This is a genomic window from Agaribacillus sp. DX54, assembly GCF_056858335.1.
Genome location: NZ_JBXEQE010000011.1, coordinates 56,090 through 73,114, shown reverse-complemented (window position 1 = coordinate 73,114; position 17,025 = coordinate 56,090). Strand labels below are relative to the sequence as shown.

Annotated in this window: 10 protein-coding genes; 4 read left to right on the top strand and 6 right to left on the bottom strand. The window is 42.3% G+C overall.

Translation table 11 applies throughout. The features are described 5' to 3' along the window. Positions 1-360: 360 nt before the first annotated feature. Positions 361-1,728 (bottom strand): IS701 family transposase, encoded by a 1,368-nt coding sequence (locus AC04NP_RS13645; protein ID WP_482860405.1) that lies wholly within the window; start codon positions 1,726-1,728, stop codon positions 361-363. Between the two features lie 32 nt (positions 1,729-1,760). After that, positions 1,761-1,991, bottom strand: coding sequence for a hypothetical protein (locus AC04NP_RS13640; protein WP_482860319.1), 231 nt, complete (start codon positions 1,989-1,991; stop codon positions 1,761-1,763). Positions 1,992-2,135: 144 nt separating this feature from the next. On the opposite strand from AC04NP_RS13640, the gene AC04NP_RS13635 reads away from it, so the two are divergent. From AC04NP_RS13635 to AC04NP_RS13620, 4 genes are all read left to right on the top strand, one after another. Next, the gene (locus AC04NP_RS13635) at positions 2,136-2,810 is read left to right on the top strand and encodes a CRTAC1 family protein (RefSeq protein WP_482860318.1); all 675 of its coding nucleotides are present in this window, start codon (positions 2,136-2,138) and stop codon (positions 2,808-2,810) included. Between the two features lie 87 nt (positions 2,811-2,897). Next, positions 2,898-3,305: a discoidin/SUN/FTP domain-containing protein gene (locus tag AC04NP_RS13630; RefSeq protein WP_482860317.1), complete on the top strand. Its 408-nt coding sequence runs from the start codon at positions 2,898-2,900 to the stop codon at positions 3,303-3,305. Positions 3,306-3,932: 627 nt separating this feature from the next. Then, positions 3,933-4,895: a ThuA domain-containing protein gene (locus AC04NP_RS13625; protein WP_482860316.1), complete on the top strand. Its 963-nt coding sequence runs from the start codon at positions 3,933-3,935 to the stop codon at positions 4,893-4,895. Positions 4,896-4,934: 39 nt separating this feature from the next. Continuing rightward, positions 4,935-6,008, top strand: coding sequence for an SGNH/GDSL hydrolase family protein (locus AC04NP_RS13620; protein ID WP_482860315.1), 1,074 nt, complete (start codon positions 4,935-4,937; stop codon positions 6,006-6,008). Here the strand turns inward: AC04NP_RS13620 and AC04NP_RS13615 are convergent. The 4 genes from AC04NP_RS13615 to AC04NP_RS13600 form a co-directional block, all read right to left on the bottom strand. After that, entirely contained in the window at positions 5,985-8,810 is a 2,826-nt protein-coding gene (locus tag AC04NP_RS13615; protein WP_482860314.1) for a glycosyl hydrolase, read from the bottom strand. The two genes, AC04NP_RS13620 and AC04NP_RS13615, sit on opposite strands and share 24 nt — an antisense overlap. Positions 8,811-9,099: 289 nt before the next feature. Beyond that, positions 9,100-11,427, bottom strand: coding sequence for an alpha-L-rhamnosidase-related protein (locus AC04NP_RS13610; protein WP_482860313.1), 2,328 nt, complete (start codon positions 11,425-11,427; stop codon positions 9,100-9,102). Positions 11,428-11,449: 22 nt separating this feature from the next. Continuing rightward, positions 11,450-13,003 (bottom strand): RagB/SusD family nutrient uptake outer membrane protein, encoded by a 1,554-nt coding sequence (locus AC04NP_RS13605; protein WP_482860312.1) that lies wholly within the window; start codon positions 13,001-13,003, stop codon positions 11,450-11,452. A gap of 33 nt (positions 13,004-13,036) precedes the next feature. After that, complete coding sequence (locus AC04NP_RS13600) at positions 13,037-16,192, bottom strand: SusC/RagA family TonB-linked outer membrane protein (protein WP_482860311.1); 3,156 nt, start codon at positions 16,190-16,192, stop codon at positions 13,037-13,039. Between the last annotated feature and the right edge of the window lie 833 nt (positions 16,193-17,025).

Here is a 17,025-nt window from a genome sequence, read left to right as displayed (position 1 = left end):
AATCGAATGTATGAACCCTGGCAGGTTGCCAAAGGATCAGAGTCCCTCATGAAAGAAGACTTTACACAGCCGGGAAATCCGATTATTGCCAGGCCATTCAGGGTATTGAAACCGGCGGAGCGTGCTTGCTGGTTCGGGTTTTGAAAAAATGTTTTCAGGATGGCAAAGTCATTACAAGAGCATGCCTGAAGTTGAAGGCGGATTGAGTTTTTATAAGGTTACATTTTACACCAGGGGGGTCTAATCGGTAAATAAAACTGCACCGTTTTTGGCAATTAAGCGTGCACAGAAATTGGCAACAAGGAATGCACAGTTTAGCAAGGAAAAGGGCATGCCCTTTTCCCTGCTACTCGAGTTTGGCTATTTTCTCACATAAAAAAGAGCGGCAGGTAGTGGATTAGCGGTGTTTCTGTGGCTTTTGAGCCGTTGTTGCTGTTTCACGAAGCCGGAGAAATTGCCTCCTAGTGCTTTAGCCCACATTTCGGTACGTAATAGATTAATAATTTCACTACTGGTCAGGCGTTTTGTTTTTTTATTTGGGTACCATCGGGGCCTGGTCAATACCCTTTTGGTTTGTTTTCTGTAAGTGTTGTGGGCAGCCATCTTTAGCAGGGCATAGAGGGCAACGATGAAGGCAGGTACTTTTTCCACAGCCTGGGGCGTTCTGACCTGTGCCTGCCCACATCCAAGTAAAGTTTTTTCATCGCGAAAGTTGCCTTCTATTTCCCAGCGGTACAGGTAAGCCTGCAGGAGTTTATCAATAGCAAGTTCAGTATCGGTGCAGATCAGATAGGCAGGCCTTCGATAGAGCACTCTGGATTTTTTGGTAAGCCTGTAACCCAGGGGTTTTATAATCACTAACTGTAAATCATGCTGACCTCCGGCTTTTCGCCACCTTACCGGCCCTAGTCGTTTAACATTAAAGCCATGTACCTTTCCGGCAGCCCAGGCCTGCACTTTTTGGCTGGGATATTCATCGGATTGCCTGATTTGCTCGGGGCTGGGGAGTGGTTGTCCGTAAAGGCGCTTTCTGCCTGGCCGGGTGTTGGGATCGGGCAACTGATAAAGGGCAGTATCTTTTCTGATACGGCCGATTAAGGTGGTCCTTGCAGGTAAAGATTTTAAGATCGTTGTATTGGTGTAGCTCCCATCTACACTTAGCAGGATTTGTTTGGCTGCTGCGCCTTGCTCATTAAGCCTTGCCCTGAGTACTTGCATACGCGCAGTGGCCTGTTTACTCAAATTGACTTGTTTTTGTGCTTGCTTGTAGCAGGCCCAATCCTGTTCAGTGGCTGACTTGCCAGGTTTTTTGACCGAAGGACAGTGGTGGAAGTCTATAGGAATGGCCCTGGACTGGCAGGGGCCCGGCTGGTCAGCAAGGGCCATAGATATTTGTAGGAATCGCTGTCCCCAAAGCAAGTTAGTGTGAAAAGGAGGGCCCAGGGGATCTCTGCGCCAGGCTGTACCGGCTACCTGCTTACCGGTCTTTTTCACTAAGGTGTCATCCATATGGGCGATGATCATTTGCTGGGGGGATAATTGTTGTAAAACCTCGCCACAAGCTACTTTGAATAGCTCCCCGATGTCAACGCGCTGGTTGGCAAATAGTCTATAGGCTGCTGACCAATCCACAAATTGACGCCCACTGGCGGTCAGCATTCCCGTTAAAGTATGTCTGCCCAAACAAGTAAGTGCACCATAAGCCAGTTGCCTGGCCCTTGCCGCTATTCTTGTCTGCTTGAAGGCCCCCGCGCCAAGGGCTAAGAGTCTGTCGAATTCTTTGCAGAGGGTTTGCTCTTGAGTTTTTTTTTCAGAGAAGCCACCGCTTGATCACTTCTTTTAAGGACCATTTTTTGATTGTCTTCAATGAACCATTCGACCACCTCTCCGCGCTGAAACTCCATGGCCTGTGCAATAGCAGCCGGGAAATTGATGTACCATTGTTCGCTTTTAGCTCTTTTGATCAGTTGAATTTTAGTAGGGTATCCCATAATTGTAAAATCTAGTTATATAACTAGATATAAAAATCCTAAAAAAATAGCAATAATCCCAGTATTATCACTATTTTTTATTTATCAGTAATTTTATCTAGTAAATAGCCAAACTCGAGTGATAGGGAAAATATTCCCTATCTCATGAAAGAACTCATAGAAAGGATGCCAGTTAAGCAAATACCAAATTACATGTTTCGAAATAATGGGTTGTTAACTTTTGAAAAAGTAACCACAGAATGGGGACTTTCACAACCTTCATTCTCCAATGCCTGTGCCTATGCCGATTTTGACAATGATGGAGACTTGGATCTTGTGATTAATAATGTAGATCAGCCTCCCTTTCTTTACCGAAATAATCTGGAAAGACAACATCAAAATTATTTGAAAATAGAACTTAGTGGTCCAAAAGAAAATCGAAATGGTATTGGTTCGAGCATTGAATTAAGATATGATGGTAAAAAACAATTCATAGAATATTATGTTACCAGAGGTTTTCAATCTTCAATGGAACAAATTCATTTTGGTCTGGGTGAAAGTCAGATTATAGATAACCTTATTGTGACCTGGTTTGACGGCAGGCAACAAATCTTGACCGGTCTAAATTGCAACCAACAAATAGAACTTAATTACAATCAGGCCGTGTTCCTGGAATCCAGGGATAATAATGATAAACCCATTTTTACAAGCTTTCATCATGGTTTGACCATTGATTTTCGACATCGGGAAAATGAATATGATGATTATGAGTCACAGATATTGTTACCTCATAAATATTCACAATTCGGTCCAGGGATAAGTGTGGGAGATGTCAATTGAGATAAATTAGAGGATTTTTATATTGGTGGTGCCCACGGACAGTCGGGTACCGTATATATACAACAGGCTTCGGGAGGTTTCAAAACATTGGAGGGGCCTTGGGATCAAGATAAAAAATACGAAGACCTCTCAAGCGCCTTTTTTGATGCGGACAATGCCAGACCCGGAAAATTCAGGTTGGATGGAAGACCAGGGTGTTATACGGGCAGACAACCTGCCGATTTGCAAATTTGGGGATTCAATGGAGCGATTATGACAGCTATAACTGCTAATATCAAAGATGGAACCATCGCTGAGTGGGAAGCGGATGCTGTAGCGAAAGGCTGGGTGAAACTACAACAGGTAACCAACAATGCCGATGATAAAACCATCGAAGTGGAATTTAATAAAGCCAATACCGCCAATTACAGGTACATTAGAATAGTACCGACTCGCCCTATTGACGGAAACGAAACGGTTGCCAACCTAAGTGAGTTTACTTTTTGGTCGCGGTAGTATTGGTATCGTCGATAGTTTTAAATTAGCGCTTTTCCCAGAAAAGCCCGAATAAGGGCCGTTTCGGAAGATCCGGCCCTTTTTATTACTATGATTGAGAGGGCTTCAGCTTGTACTTCTACTTTTTCGGATAGCGTGAAACAGAGAGTTCCGGATCATTAACTGTCAAGATGGCTTTCATAATATACACATGTTTGGTCCCTCCCCTTATCAGATAAATGCCTAAAATGGGAGAACAATTATCACCACTCTATAATCTGATTAGCCTCGAATATGTGCTTTATCATATAATTTAAGATTTTAAAGAAGCACGATTGCCATAAAAATTACAAAAGTCGATGACTATAAAGTTGATAACTTTATAAAAAAGCATGTTAAAATGTACACAAAATTGATGGGACTTGACACTTTATCTCATTCGCTTGAAAGTTAGCTTTAAAGTTTAAGACGATCAAGAATAGTTTGGGTAATTATTTAGCAAGGTATGAAACATAAAAGTATAGAGAAATGCATTGGAATAGCTTGGACAGCCTGGACTATAGTTGTTTCTTTCTGATACCGGATGGGACAAAAAAGATCCTTACCCGGCAAAAATAAAATGGGAAAAAAACTAAAACTCAAGTATCTATGAAACACTTAAAACTATTCACAGCCGCATGGTTTCTGCTTGGAATTTCCATCCGGACAACCCCTGCTCAATCCGGTAAGCAAGTACACGTTGTTTTCGTAACCGGAGACGAAGAATACCGTTCGGAAGAATCCATGCCCATGCTGGCAAAAATCTTAAAGCGGGAATTGGGATGTAAGGTAACCGTGCGCTATGCACTGGATGACAATGGATATATAGACCCCAACAATACCACCAATATACCCGGGTTGGAAGTACTGGAAGAGGCCGATATGATGGTGATTTTTACCCGCTTTAGGGCTTTGCCGGACGAACAGGCCGGATATATCCTGGATTTTGCTGAGTCGGGCAAGCCTATGGCAGGCTTCAGAACAGCCACGCATGCATTCAAGTATGAAGGCGATCCGGAAAGAGAATACAGGAATGATGAATGGCCGATTAAAGTTTTTGGACAGAAATGGATCACGCATCATGGGCACTTCAGCGATGGGCATGGCTTTTTGACAGATGTAACCATCATTGATGGAAAACAAAACCATAAGATATTAAGGGGAGTAGCGCCTTTTAAAGCCTATTCCTGGCTATATCATGTACACGGAGGTGAACATGCCCTACCCGCTGACAGTAACCATTTACTTACCGGAAGGTCCTTGCGATCAAATCACGAACAAAACGGAGATTTGGACATATTCCCATTAACCAATCCCGTGGCATGGACAAGAACTTATACCGGTTCTTCGGGGAAAGCAGCCAGGGTGTTCTTTACTACGCTAGGCCACCCTTATGATTTCAAAGACGAATCCATGCGGAAGCTTGCCTTGAATGGTATCTACTGGGCGTTGGGTATGGAAAAGAAAATTCCAAAGAAGGGAGTTAATGTGGATTTTGTGGATGCATACAATCCTAATAACTCAGGTTTCGGGCAGAAGTTTAAGAAAGGAAGAAAACCGGAATCTTTCTGATTGATATCCATTAATAAACTTGACAGAAATTTAATACGGATGAGATATACACACTTTGTTACGGTTCTTTTGTTAACCATAGGGTTGTGGTCCTGCGGGTCCGGGAACTATGGAATCAAGCCAGTTGACCTCAAGCTTGGCCCTAAAGAGAAAATTGTGATGTTGGGCAATACCCTGGGATCCAGGATGCAATATTTTGGACATTTCGAAACGCGGCTGCATCTACAATATCCTGACAGGCAACTGACCGTGCGCAACATGTGCTGGCCAGGGGATACACCGGATTTGAGGCCCAGGAGCCAGGGGCGGAATCCGGGGAAAGCCTTAAAAGATGAAAACCCAACATTCTTGTTGCTGTTTTTTGGCTACAATGAATCGTTTGATGGACCAAAGGGTATTGATAAGTTTGGTGAGTCCCTACGTGTATTTATCAGCGACAGCCTGATCAATAACCCTGAATTATCTGTTAATGCCGGTAAGATCGTGTTGTTCTCCCCAATTGCTTTCGAAAACTTGTCAGATCATCATATGTTGCCTGACGGCATAAAAGAAAACAAAAACCTCGCGCTTTATACTGCTAAAATGAATGAAGTAGCAACACAGGCTGGAATTTTATTCGTCAACCTGTTTGATCCTACGCTTGAGTTGTTCAGAAAAGCAGGAGGACCTTACACCATCAATGGTTGCCATCTGAATGATAAGGGCTATAGAGAACTCTCAAATCTCATTCAATATTCATTGTTTGGGAAACAACCGGAAAGCCATGTAGATTATGAGGTACTACGAAGTGTGGTAAATGAAAAATCCTATCAATTCCTTCATGAATTTCGTGCTGTCAACGGTGTGCATATTTATGGTGAACGGAAAAAACCATTTGGCGTAGTATCATTTCCCCCTGAGTTTGAAAAGCTCCATAAAATGGTCGCCAACAGAGACCGGAAGATATGGGATATGCTCCGTGGCAAAACTACCTCTTCGGAAGTAGACGATAGCAATACGGGGGTAATTCCACCGGTAGAAACCAACTACAAGAAGCCATTTACTTATTTATCTCCCAATGAAGCCATAAAACCTTTGCATACCCCGTCATCAAACCAGTCTGACAGGCCCTAAAATACCCATAGGATAATAATCCTGGTGTCTGGTCCAATTTTGGGCAACCCGGTTGTCTTTCAAACCTTTAAGATAATTCCCGACAACAGTGGTCAATTTAACCGTCAATTTGTTTTCACCTTTCTTTAAAGAACCGCCTATGTCATAAATGTGGGCCCCATACCAACGTGTTCCCATCGATTCACCGTTAACGGATAGCTCGGAAATTCCCTGAACATCACCCAGATCGAGGTGCCGATAGTTATCATCGTCAAGGATGATTGTCTTTTCATAGATCACATCACCTGCGAAATTTTTCGTCTCATCCATTTCGATTAAATCAGTTAGCGTTTCCAATTTCAGCCTTCGCTCATCTCCATTCATATGAAATAACTGCAATTCCCACTGCCCTGTTATTGCTTTACCATTTTTACGAAAGTCGAAGGTTTGGAACACATTTCCCCTGGCGTCTTTTTCGAATACAATCATGATTGAGGTGGCTCTGGGAAGCTCCAAACGAATGCTTCGTTTATTTTTGCTGTGGGGATAACGCATTCTTTCTCCCGATTCAAGGTGCCAGACCCAAGGATAAAGATTGGCGTCCGCTTCAAATTCAGCCTCCACGGATATATGTTCCGATAAGCTGCTATTGGCTATGAAAAAAACCCGATGACCCTGTACCAGATAACTGGCTTGACTCAAATATTTATGTGTTTTGTCAAACCTCACATAGGGTTTGAGCCCTAAATCATCTTGCAGCTTTCCAAACCATCCGATCACATCGCCATTTGGAACGGGGTATTTCAATACACTCCCTTTTTGGCTGTTCAATAGTTTCTTAGTTAATTGATCGACCTTTTCATCCTCGCTTTTTGCATCATGATAGGAAGCTGATTTAAAGGGTACTTTCCCAATAAATACAATTTTTCCTCCTGCGTCCGCAAAAGCGACCAAAGCTTTGGCCGTTTCCACATCCAAAGTTTCAATTTCCGGCAAAAGAAGCGTGGAATATGAGCGTTTACCAAAATTCATTTTACCATCTTCGAAGGTCGATTTCTTAATTATATTTTCACTCACATAATCGCATCCACCGCCATTTTGATTGATGGCTTCCCAAAGGTTGTTCTGATAATCGGGATACCACTTTTGTGGAAAAGGATCGCGCTGTGGCCCCATTTTTAACCACAAATCGGTGAGTGGTTGAAGTATAGCGATATTGGCTTGGGGCGTAGCGTTCTGCAAAAGAAAAGAAATACGGGCCTTATAGTCCGTCCACTTTTTGAAATAGGGCCACCAGGTATTCCGTTCATTAAAATAGGCGCCGTAACGGATCCAACCCGGAAAATTAGCTTCGGGAGGTGAATAGTTAAAACCATGCAATATCGAGTGATTGACCCCTGAAATATTACTTTGATCACCGGCTACCTTAATATTTTCAAGGGTTGCCATAAACGCCATTGCGGTATTGGTAATTTCTTCACAACTCACTATTTTTTTTCCTGCAAGTACCGCTCCCGATGAAACATATTTATTACACATTCTAGGCGCCCGGCCTTTTAATCCCGTGTCGGGATATTCCCTTCCGACATCTTTGAACAACCAGGTTTCGCACTCGGGAATATCAATCTCCCTACTCGCCTCCAAAGGATGCATACCACGGCCATAGGCCTGCATTCTTGATTTTACCCCATTTTGATGGCACCAATGGTTGAAAGTGTCTATAAAACGCTCTTTAAACAGTTCTATACGGGTCAGATAAAAATCGAGTTCAACACGTTTTAGCACATCCACAACATCATCGGGAAATACGGTTCCATAAGCTTCATCCAATGGGTTTCCCATATGTCCCACTTTTTTCAGCACAAATGGAAGGTACGGCAATAATGAATAACCCCTTCTTTTTTCAAATTCATCGGGCAAATCATCGTTCCAATTGGCACCTTCCAGTTCCATGCTATCACAGAACATGGCTCTTATATGATCACCCATATTCCCAATTTTGCCGGTAATAAGTCCGGAGATCCTATTGAGATACGCTTCTGTCGCCGGTTTGCTGTAATGATTCAATACAGGGCCTGCAGCTCCCGGAGCACCATTAATAACCGCCATGTAACCCGTAAGTTTTACCACATAATGTAATACAACATCATCTTCGGAGACATCCACTTTCAGAAGGCCGTCGTGTATATTGCCCATTAAATCTTTTCCTTCCGTAAATTCATTGGAATTTTTTGGAAGGAGTCGCACCATGACCAAATCTTTGTAGACATTTTTATGTTTGGAATGGAGATCGGGATCCACCCGGTTTAACAATTCATCTATTTTAAATTGATACTGCTTACCTCCCTGTAAATCTATCGTCTCAATTGTTACCATTTGCGATTGCTCCTCTTTTTTCAGAAACTCACCCCCAAAAGGCCAACCTGACCCAACAATCATATCACAGACCAAACCACGGCTCTTGGCGCCATTTAGCGCCGTTTCCAACATCTCCAACCAATCATCTTCAAAAATGGTCAATGCCTTATAGCCAACAGGATCGGTATCTCCCGGAAATGCAATGGGATTAATTTCCACACCTCCGATCCCGGCAGTTTTCATCACATCGAGCTCCCTTAAAATTTCCTCTTTGGCAAGCCGGTTTCCGTTCCACCACCATCGCACGTACACATGGGAATCAACGGGAGGGTTTTGGAATTTACGGTATATTTCCTCGAGACCTGATAGCGGTTTTTCAGTGTTGACACATCCGGAAACTGAATGGATCATTACTGCGCCCGAGGTAGCTAGTAAGCCATTTTTAACAAATTCTCTTCTTTTCATGGGGATTTAATCGGTTATACATCTGTTTTATAAAAATAGCTCCGGATCAGGTAACCAATAACATTTGGTATGAACTTTATATTTAAATCTTCTGAGCATTCCACTTTAAATTTTTAGCAGTAAGTCGAAACTAAATGGGTGAACTGCTCAGTTCCGCCCAAATAGAAAACTAACTCAATTCACTTAAACTGAAAAATCCGTTAACATTCCGGACTTTTTCGTTTTTGAAAGCACTTAATCTTGATTCAAGATGAGAAACTTTTACTAGTTTTATCATCATCGCAATCAATCAAAATATCGCTTCAAATTTTAAATTACCGCTGGCAACATTGAATATAATATATCGGGTATTTTCATTGTTATAATGGGCGATAGGTGAACTAACAGGTTTTCCCCTATCCCATATCAATGTGCCATCGAGTAGTATTTTTTGATAGACTTTTCCAAACTTTGGGATGCCAACCTTTACATCACTGTCTTTGGGCACCGCAATAGTCAACGTAAACATGTCTTCTTTTTTGTAAAATGAGGTCTCCATATAGCCGGCAATGGTTTCAGTTCCCATGGAAGCGCGCTTCAACCCGGAGGGTTGCGGGAAAACATGCACACTTTGGAAGCCCGCCTCACCCGGTGAAAGTCCTGCTATATATTGGCTCATCAACGTCAGTGGCCCCCCGCTCCATCCGTGATTGTAGCTTCCACCACCATACGTATGACTATTAATTTCCCAACCTTCCCATAAGGTGGTCAGAGGACTCTCGATCATATGATCGTATCTATGCAGCATTCTTGCTATTCCCGGCTTGCCATCGTTCATTATAAAATAAGCTTCCAAAACATATTTCTCTAAATACGGCCCACTGTTAAATGTCTTGTCTAAAATTGGACGCATTTTTTTCCACTGTTCCGGGTTGACAAGCCCGGCCACTACCGCTAAACCATTTCCTCTGTCATCAGCCGCAAATCGGTAGGCATCACTCCTGAAAAAATTCCCTTTCCAAAAATGATCGGTAAACGCAGCTTTCAACAATTTCATTTTATGGCGATAAGCCCCGGCTTCTTTTTCAAACCCAGCTACATCGGCCATTTTCGCTGCGCCGTCTAATGCCATATAGTACCAGGCGTTGTCCAATAAGGCAGTATCTATTTTATGGCCCCAATCGTACCAGTCCCATCCACCTTTGCGATGAACCACCAGATGGTTTTGATCCATGCTCCAAAGGCGCATATAACGGCGTACGTGCGGATATACATACTTGACGAACGCACTGTCGTTTGTATATTCGAAGTATTTATAAAAACCATACTTACCGACCGCCGCCAACATTTGAGAAGGCAACTCTTTTTCCCATTTTCCGGCCGGAATCGGTGAAAATAAAACACCATCCGGTTTTTGCCATTCAACGAGGTTACTCATGGCTTTTTTAATGATTTTCATCCCCTTGTCATCAGCACTGTACATAATTTCTCCCAATATGATTACCGCATCCCCCCACCATTGTGACCTTTCACGGTCAGGGTCTTGTATCGCATCCCGCAGGTTAATGTTCATTGTATTGCTTGATTTGACCCATAGTGTATTTAAATCTTCATGATCAGATTCAAAAAAGCCATTGTAATCGCTGTCATATCGTGTTTCACGGTATTTCAAATCAAGGATTTTAACCCCTTCAGGTATACGGTAGTGCACCTCATGCCCATTCAGATAACCAGGGGTTTCAAAACTTTGAACCCCATCTTTAGTGATATATTCCGTGCGGACGTTGTACTCGCTTCCCCCTTTATAATTATCGGTTCGAATATCTATCGACAGACCGGCAGGAGCATCGATTTCCATGTAGGGTGTTATGGTGATGTTCTTGGGCAATTTCATAGCGACTATTTCGCCGACCCCTTCATTGGGCCAATCCTTATCATTCTCATAGGCGATAATGCCACTATCTCTCCAGAGCGGTATCGGTCTTTTCCATAGTGCATTCCAGGGTGGGTCACCGGCTTTTCCACAAACTGTTGCGCTTTCAAATTTCGCATCGTCAAAATCATTTTTGTACCAACCGAAGATATCTTGCCGGGCATCAAAATGAATATTATATTCGGGCAAGCGGTAATTTGGAAAAGGTTCTTTCGTTTCTCCAAAAGCCGTGTGTTCTGCCACTTTCCAGCTTTCATCGCTTAAAATGGGCCCATGATCAGGATGAGCTTCAAATAACAAACCTGATTTACCGCTGTTTTTATGGCAGAATCCATCGCGATTCCAGAACCAAACTAATAGGGCGATGGTATTTTTGCCTTGTTGGAGGTGCCCGGAAATTTCAACTTCATCATAATAGGTATCTTTTGGGGTAGGGCCACGTTTGAGCCCTCCCTCAAAGACCACCAGTTGATCATTGATGTAAAGCCAGTATTTACTATCGGTTGCAATATTGGCCATCACAGAAAGCTCGGGTGCTTTACTGAGGTAAAAAGACTTTCGATAAATGGTCCAGCTATTGCCCTTATTATTAGTCTTATCGTACGTAATCCAATTTGCTTTCCAGTCTTTCTTACTATCGGGTTGAGCCAACAGGTTACCGGAAAAAACAAGTAATACAATAAATGACGTTGTGATTTTGTACATTAGTCTGTGCTTAAAATTTCAACTAATAACCAGCGTTCTGTACCAAATTGTTATTGATCAGAATCTCGCGATCGGGTATGGCATAGATCAGTCTGTTCTCCGTGACATTAAAAGACGCAGGTAATAACCATCCATATAGTTTTTTTAATCTGTTACCTTCCGCATTCATTGTTTCTACAGCCGTGCCATATCGTATCAAATCCATCCAACGATGATTCTCGAAAGCTAATTCATGGCGCATTTCCGAAGCAACGTCCTCCAATGTTACGCTGGAAAGAGAAGACAGACCCGCTCTTGCCCGCACCTGATTTATATATGGAAGGGCTGCCCCATGCTTGCCTTGCTGTACCAGGCATTCAGCTAATAAAAGTAAGGCGCCCGAATACCGGTAGACTGGCCAGTTGTCATCTGTATTCCATTCTACGGTATAAGGTGGATGAAGATATTTATTGATAAAATAATAATAAGTTTTGTCAGGATCCGGCGTATATCCCACTGGATTAACAACCCTTTCAGTTGTAAAATTCTCACCTTCCTGGGTTCCTTCTGCAATCGCTATGGAGGCTGGCAGCCTAAGATCACCCGCTTCATAGGAATCTACCAATTCCTGGGTGGGCACATTCCATCCTCCACTAGTAATACCTCCCCTCAAATTAGTACCTCTTAACCCCAGTATGGCTTCTGTATTGGTAGTCTTTGGAATAAACCTCCAAATGAAATCACTCTGTTGGCCTTCGTTTCCCGACTGATATTGTACCTCAAAAATAGATTCCTGATTGTTTTTCATGGCCGGATCAAATACATCAGCATAATCATCTAGCAGCGCGTAATTCATATTCGTTATATCAATAAGCTCGGCTTCAGCATTGGCATAATCCGGTGAAGGTTTGGACATATACGCATATGCTAAAAGCATTTTTGCTGCCCCCCTTGTTGCCCGACCAGATTGTGGAAATGATGTTGGAACTGAAAGTTTGGGTATGGCATTTCCTAAGTCCGATATAATCTGGGCGTAAACCTCATCTACAGAACTTTTTAGAAGAAAAGCATCCTCCTCGGATCTTATCTCCTCGAGTTGCAGGGGGACGCCTCCAAAATGTTGTACTAAGTCAAAATAATAAAAAGCCCTAAGAAATGAGGCCTCCCCTGTTATGGCGTCGATAGATTCTTGACTAATTTCTGCATCATTAGTTTGCAACCGGCTGAGAATTGTATTGGTTTTTGCAATTCCCTGATAGGCATTACCATATCTGTTTCCAGGGTTATTTGATCGCGAACTTGTAAAACTATCATCTAAAAATGAAGCCATGGCCTCAATACTTAATTCAGAACCCCTATCGGCTGCATATCTCGTAAAAAAAGTATTGTCAGACCGCATTTCATCCATGTAAATGCCCATGAAAGCAACCCCACGCAAGTTGGAATAGGCTCCAATGAGCGCTTGATTAAACTGATCTTCGTTTTCAAAAAACGAAGCCGAACTTATGGTGGTTTCCGGAACCAACTCCAAAAAGTCATCACTACAGGCGCCTAAGGTCATCAAAACCAAGAATATGTATGTAAACCTATTTTTCATTATATTATTTTTTTAATTTTTAACATAGATTTATTAGAAACCCACATTTAATCCCAATGTGTAAATCCTTGCAATAGGATAAGATGTAAAATCACGACCCTGGTTCAAGCCATTTAAACCGGCAATTCCAACTTCCGGGTTCATGCCCGGATATTTAGTGAATATAAATGGGTTCCGGGTGCTAATGTTTACCCTGGCTGTTTTTATAAACTTATGCCCCTGTAGTGGGATATTGTAGGCAAGGGTAATGTTTTTTACTGCAAGGTAAGTACCTTTAAAAACCTGCCTGTCGGTAAAATTGCGATAATCGGCTGTAGTACCAGCTCGCGTTCTTGGATAATGACCGCTTCCTGGATTTTCAAGAGACCTCCATCTATCCGCGTATCCTCTTCTAATATTAAATACACCGTCAAAGTTTTCGGACGACTGAAAATGGTTATCCGAAATATCATTCCCGACGGTTCCAGCCATTACAATACTTAAATCTATATCTCCGAAACTAAAATTGTTGGTTATTCCATAAATAAAATCGGGATTCGGATCGCCTATAAAAGTTCTGTCATGGGCATCGATGATACCATCGGGTACTCCATCCGGGCCACTGATATCGGCAAATCTTGCCGTTCCAACCATTGAAGTGGCGCCAACCGGCTGCGTATCGAACTCTTCCTGCGTCATATAAACACCTGTATTTATAAAGCCGTAAAACAGGCCGATAGGGTTTCCTACCGCAGTTCTATTATCATCCCAGAACAAACTATAACCACCGATAGGCGCATCATTTGTACCAAGTTTTATGACTTTGTTTCTATCAAAAGAAATATTAAAGTTTGTATTCCACTTTAATTTGCCAGTTAAATTTCTGGAGAACACCGAGAACTCATGCCCCCAAAAATTGAATTCACCGATATTTGAGGTAATGTTGTTAAAACCTGACTGAATCGGTATATCGACTCCATATAAAAGTCCGTCTGTCTTTTTCCAATAGTAATCATAGGTGAATGACACTCTGCCACCAAAAAGGTCGAGGTCTAATCCCAGGTTGTAACTGGTTGTTGTTTCCCAGGTCAAATTGGCATTACCTATGCCATTTAGCGACCTGCCCGCCACTACCTGTCCGCCAAATACATAATTATCGGTACTGAGAGATGCCAGGTAGGTATAATCACCAATGTTATTGTTACCCACCTTTCCATAGCTAGCCCTGAGCTTGAGAAGATCAATATTTTCGATACCACTCATAAAACCCTCATCAGACAACACCCACCCCAGGGATACGGAAGGAAAGTTCCCCCATTTGGTATCGGATCCGAACCTTGATGAACCATCTCTTCGAAACGCCAAAGAGAGTAAATATTTACCATCATAATTATAATTTAGACGACCGAGATACGATAATAAGGATGATTCGCTAAATAGTGGTACTCCGTCCGGGCCAGTGGTTTCACCAATCCTAATGGTCGCTACATTGATCCATTCAATTTCATCATCAGGGAACTCACTTGCATTTATTCCGCTGTATTCATTGGAAAAATATTGTGAGGTATAACCAATCAACGCCTCAACATTGTGTTTCTCATTGAAGGTCTTATTGTAGTTCAACGTATTTTCGACCAACCAATTCTGAAAATTACCCGTTCCATAGCTACCTATCGGAGGCTGAGGTGGTGGGTTGCCCAGGCCTCCCCGGGCTGTGGATGGGGTGAACGACCTGGTTATTGTATTGCCCGTATTGGCATTGATACTGAGTTTGTATTTAAGGCCGTCCGTAATCTCATATTGCCCGAATAGATTAGCCAGCAACGCAGTTTCTTTTCGTGGATTTTTTCTTTGCGTTACCACCAGATAATAGTTTGGATTAGGAAACATACCCGGTCTGGAGAACGAAATGGGGTATGTACCATCCTCATTTCGATATTCGATCGTAGGGTCCATATTAAAGGCATTAGCCAAAATATTGCGCCCATTACCGATACCTGGTATTACCTGACTTCTAATGTGAGAAATCGAAAGATTAACCCCTAACGTTAACTTGTCCGAAGCATTATAAATATTATTGGCTCTTGCATTGAATCTGTTTGAATATGAATTTAATACTACACCTTCCTCATTGTTGTAGCCCAGGTTTATAACCGATTTTAAATCCTTTGTCCCGGTATATATGGTTAAATCATATCTCTGGGTCAAGGCATCCCTTAGAAGAATGTCAAACCAATCTGTGCCGTCATTTGGTCCATATTGTTCGGGATTGGCATATTCTTGTGGTACGCCACCGGTATAACCTTCGTAAATCGCAGCATCTTCATAATATTCTTTTTTAAATTGCGCAAATTCCCGTGCATTCATTAAATCGGGTCTGCCTCTTTCAGGCACCACCTGTATCCCTGTGTATGCGTTAAATTCAATTGATTTTTGACCTGGCTTAGCCTGTTTGGTGGTAACAAGAATAACCCCATTAGCAGCCCTCGAGCCATATAAGGAGGAAGCCGAAGCATCTTTCAATACCGATATTGATTCGATTTCGTTAGGACTCAATGTCTCGAGTCCGCTGGTGGTTGGAAATCCGTCAATGACTATCAAGGGTGAGTTTCCCGCATTTATTGACGCAGCACCTCTTACACGGAATGAAAGGGCAGCGCCCGGTTCACCACTATTCTCATTGATTTGCACGCCCACCAATCTTCCCTGTAACTGCTGAGCAACACTAGGTACGGGTATTTCTGCCAATTCTTGTGCATCGATCTGTGCCAAAGAACCCGTTACATCCCGTTTGATTTGGGTTCCATAACCCACCACAACGATTTCTTCCAAATTAGTCATATCAGCCTCTAGCCTGATGATTAAATCAGTTGCTCCGTTAACTTTCACTTCTTGTTGCACATATCCCACAAATGATATTACAAGCGTCGCGTCGTCAGCGACAGACAACGTAAACCTGCCTTCATAATCTGTGATTGTTCCATTGTCCGTACCTTTTTCCAGCACCGTAGCGCCGGGCAAGGGTTGGTCCGTTTCGTCAAGCACTCTTCCGCTGATATTTATTTGTTCGCTATGCTCAGCAAGGTTATCTTTAGGCTGTTCATTTCCACCCGCTAAAACAATGCGTGGGCCCGAACAGCATAGCATAATTATGCCATAAATACAGATTTTAGATACCAGCGATGACTCCTTGTAAATGTTTGTTTTCATAAAGATTTTTATTTTGGTGATCGGTTATCTGTGGCTTAAGCAGCCACAATTCTCCCATAAATTAATGGTCTGTGGATGACGTGTTGTTTTTTTTGCCTAGTAGTTACGGTCTGATTTGCATCGGATTTATTTTTAAAGCATTGTGATTGCTGCTTCAACAACCGGATTTCAACGGATGCCAAACCTTATTCAAGAATTAACTCCCACCTTCGATGGCCGGATTTTTGAACGGGCAGGATAATTCTTATATGTAAGGATTGAGTTGCCTGGTAGTTACCATAAATATTCAGGGGCAGACGATCATTCAACGGGCTTTGATCCCACAAAAAATGAATAAAAAAGGCAATAAACGGATTCTTTCTACCCCATTTGTTATGCAATGACTTTGCATAGTGATCATGTAATTATTTCGTTCATCTTTTAGATTTTCTCATATTTCTAGTAATTATATTTATATAAAACTATCTATAAAATTTGTTATTGTCCATAATCATTTTGTCTAATAATATATAAATTTTGACTATTGGAGCATTACTTTACATACTTTCATATAACTAAAGGGTCTGTTATTTTCCGCTGATGGGAGCAACGCTGTTAGAAAACTACGATATAACTTCATTCTCAACCTGGCACGCGGGTCCGTGGGTGTTGCACAACCCCCTTGTTTGATGAAACACCAAAAATGTCCAGTCATAGTATGAATCGAAGTCATACTATGACTAAACTTCGTGTCTTGGCGGTTGCCCATTTTAGGCCACGAAGGCGCAAAGGCACAAAGCATTTGCGTAAAAGAGGTGGCGCAACACCCACGGACGCGCGCCATCAGGTTGACA

Excerpts from the sequence above, each read along its gene's own strand:
- AC04NP_RS13640 (WP_482860319.1), bottom strand. The coding sequence starts at position 1,991 with ATGGGATACCCTACTAAAATTCAACTGATCAAAAGAGCTAAAAGCGAA.
- AC04NP_RS13635 (WP_482860318.1), top strand. The coding sequence starts at position 2,136 with ATGAAAGAACTCATAGAAAGGATGCCAGTTAAGCAAATACCAAATTAC.
- AC04NP_RS13625 (WP_482860316.1), top strand. The coding sequence starts at position 3,933 with ATGAAACACTTAAAACTATTCACAGCCGCATGGTTTCTGCTTGGAATT.
- AC04NP_RS13620 (WP_482860315.1), top strand. The coding sequence starts at position 4,935 with ATGAGATATACACACTTTGTTACGGTTCTTTTGTTAACCATAGGGTTG.
- AC04NP_RS13615 (WP_482860314.1), bottom strand. The coding sequence starts at position 8,810 with ATGAAAAGAAGAGAATTTGTTAAAAATGGCTTACTAGCTACCTCGGGC.
- AC04NP_RS13610 (WP_482860313.1), bottom strand. The coding sequence starts at position 11,427 with ATGTACAAAATCACAACGTCATTTATTGTATTACTTGTTTTTTCCGGT.
- AC04NP_RS13605 (WP_482860312.1), bottom strand. The coding sequence starts at position 13,003 with ATGAAAAATAGGTTTACATACATATTCTTGGTTTTGATGACCTTAGGC.
- AC04NP_RS13600 (WP_482860311.1), bottom strand. The coding sequence starts at position 16,192 with ATGAAAACAAACATTTACAAGGAGTCATCGCTGGTATCTAAAATCTGT.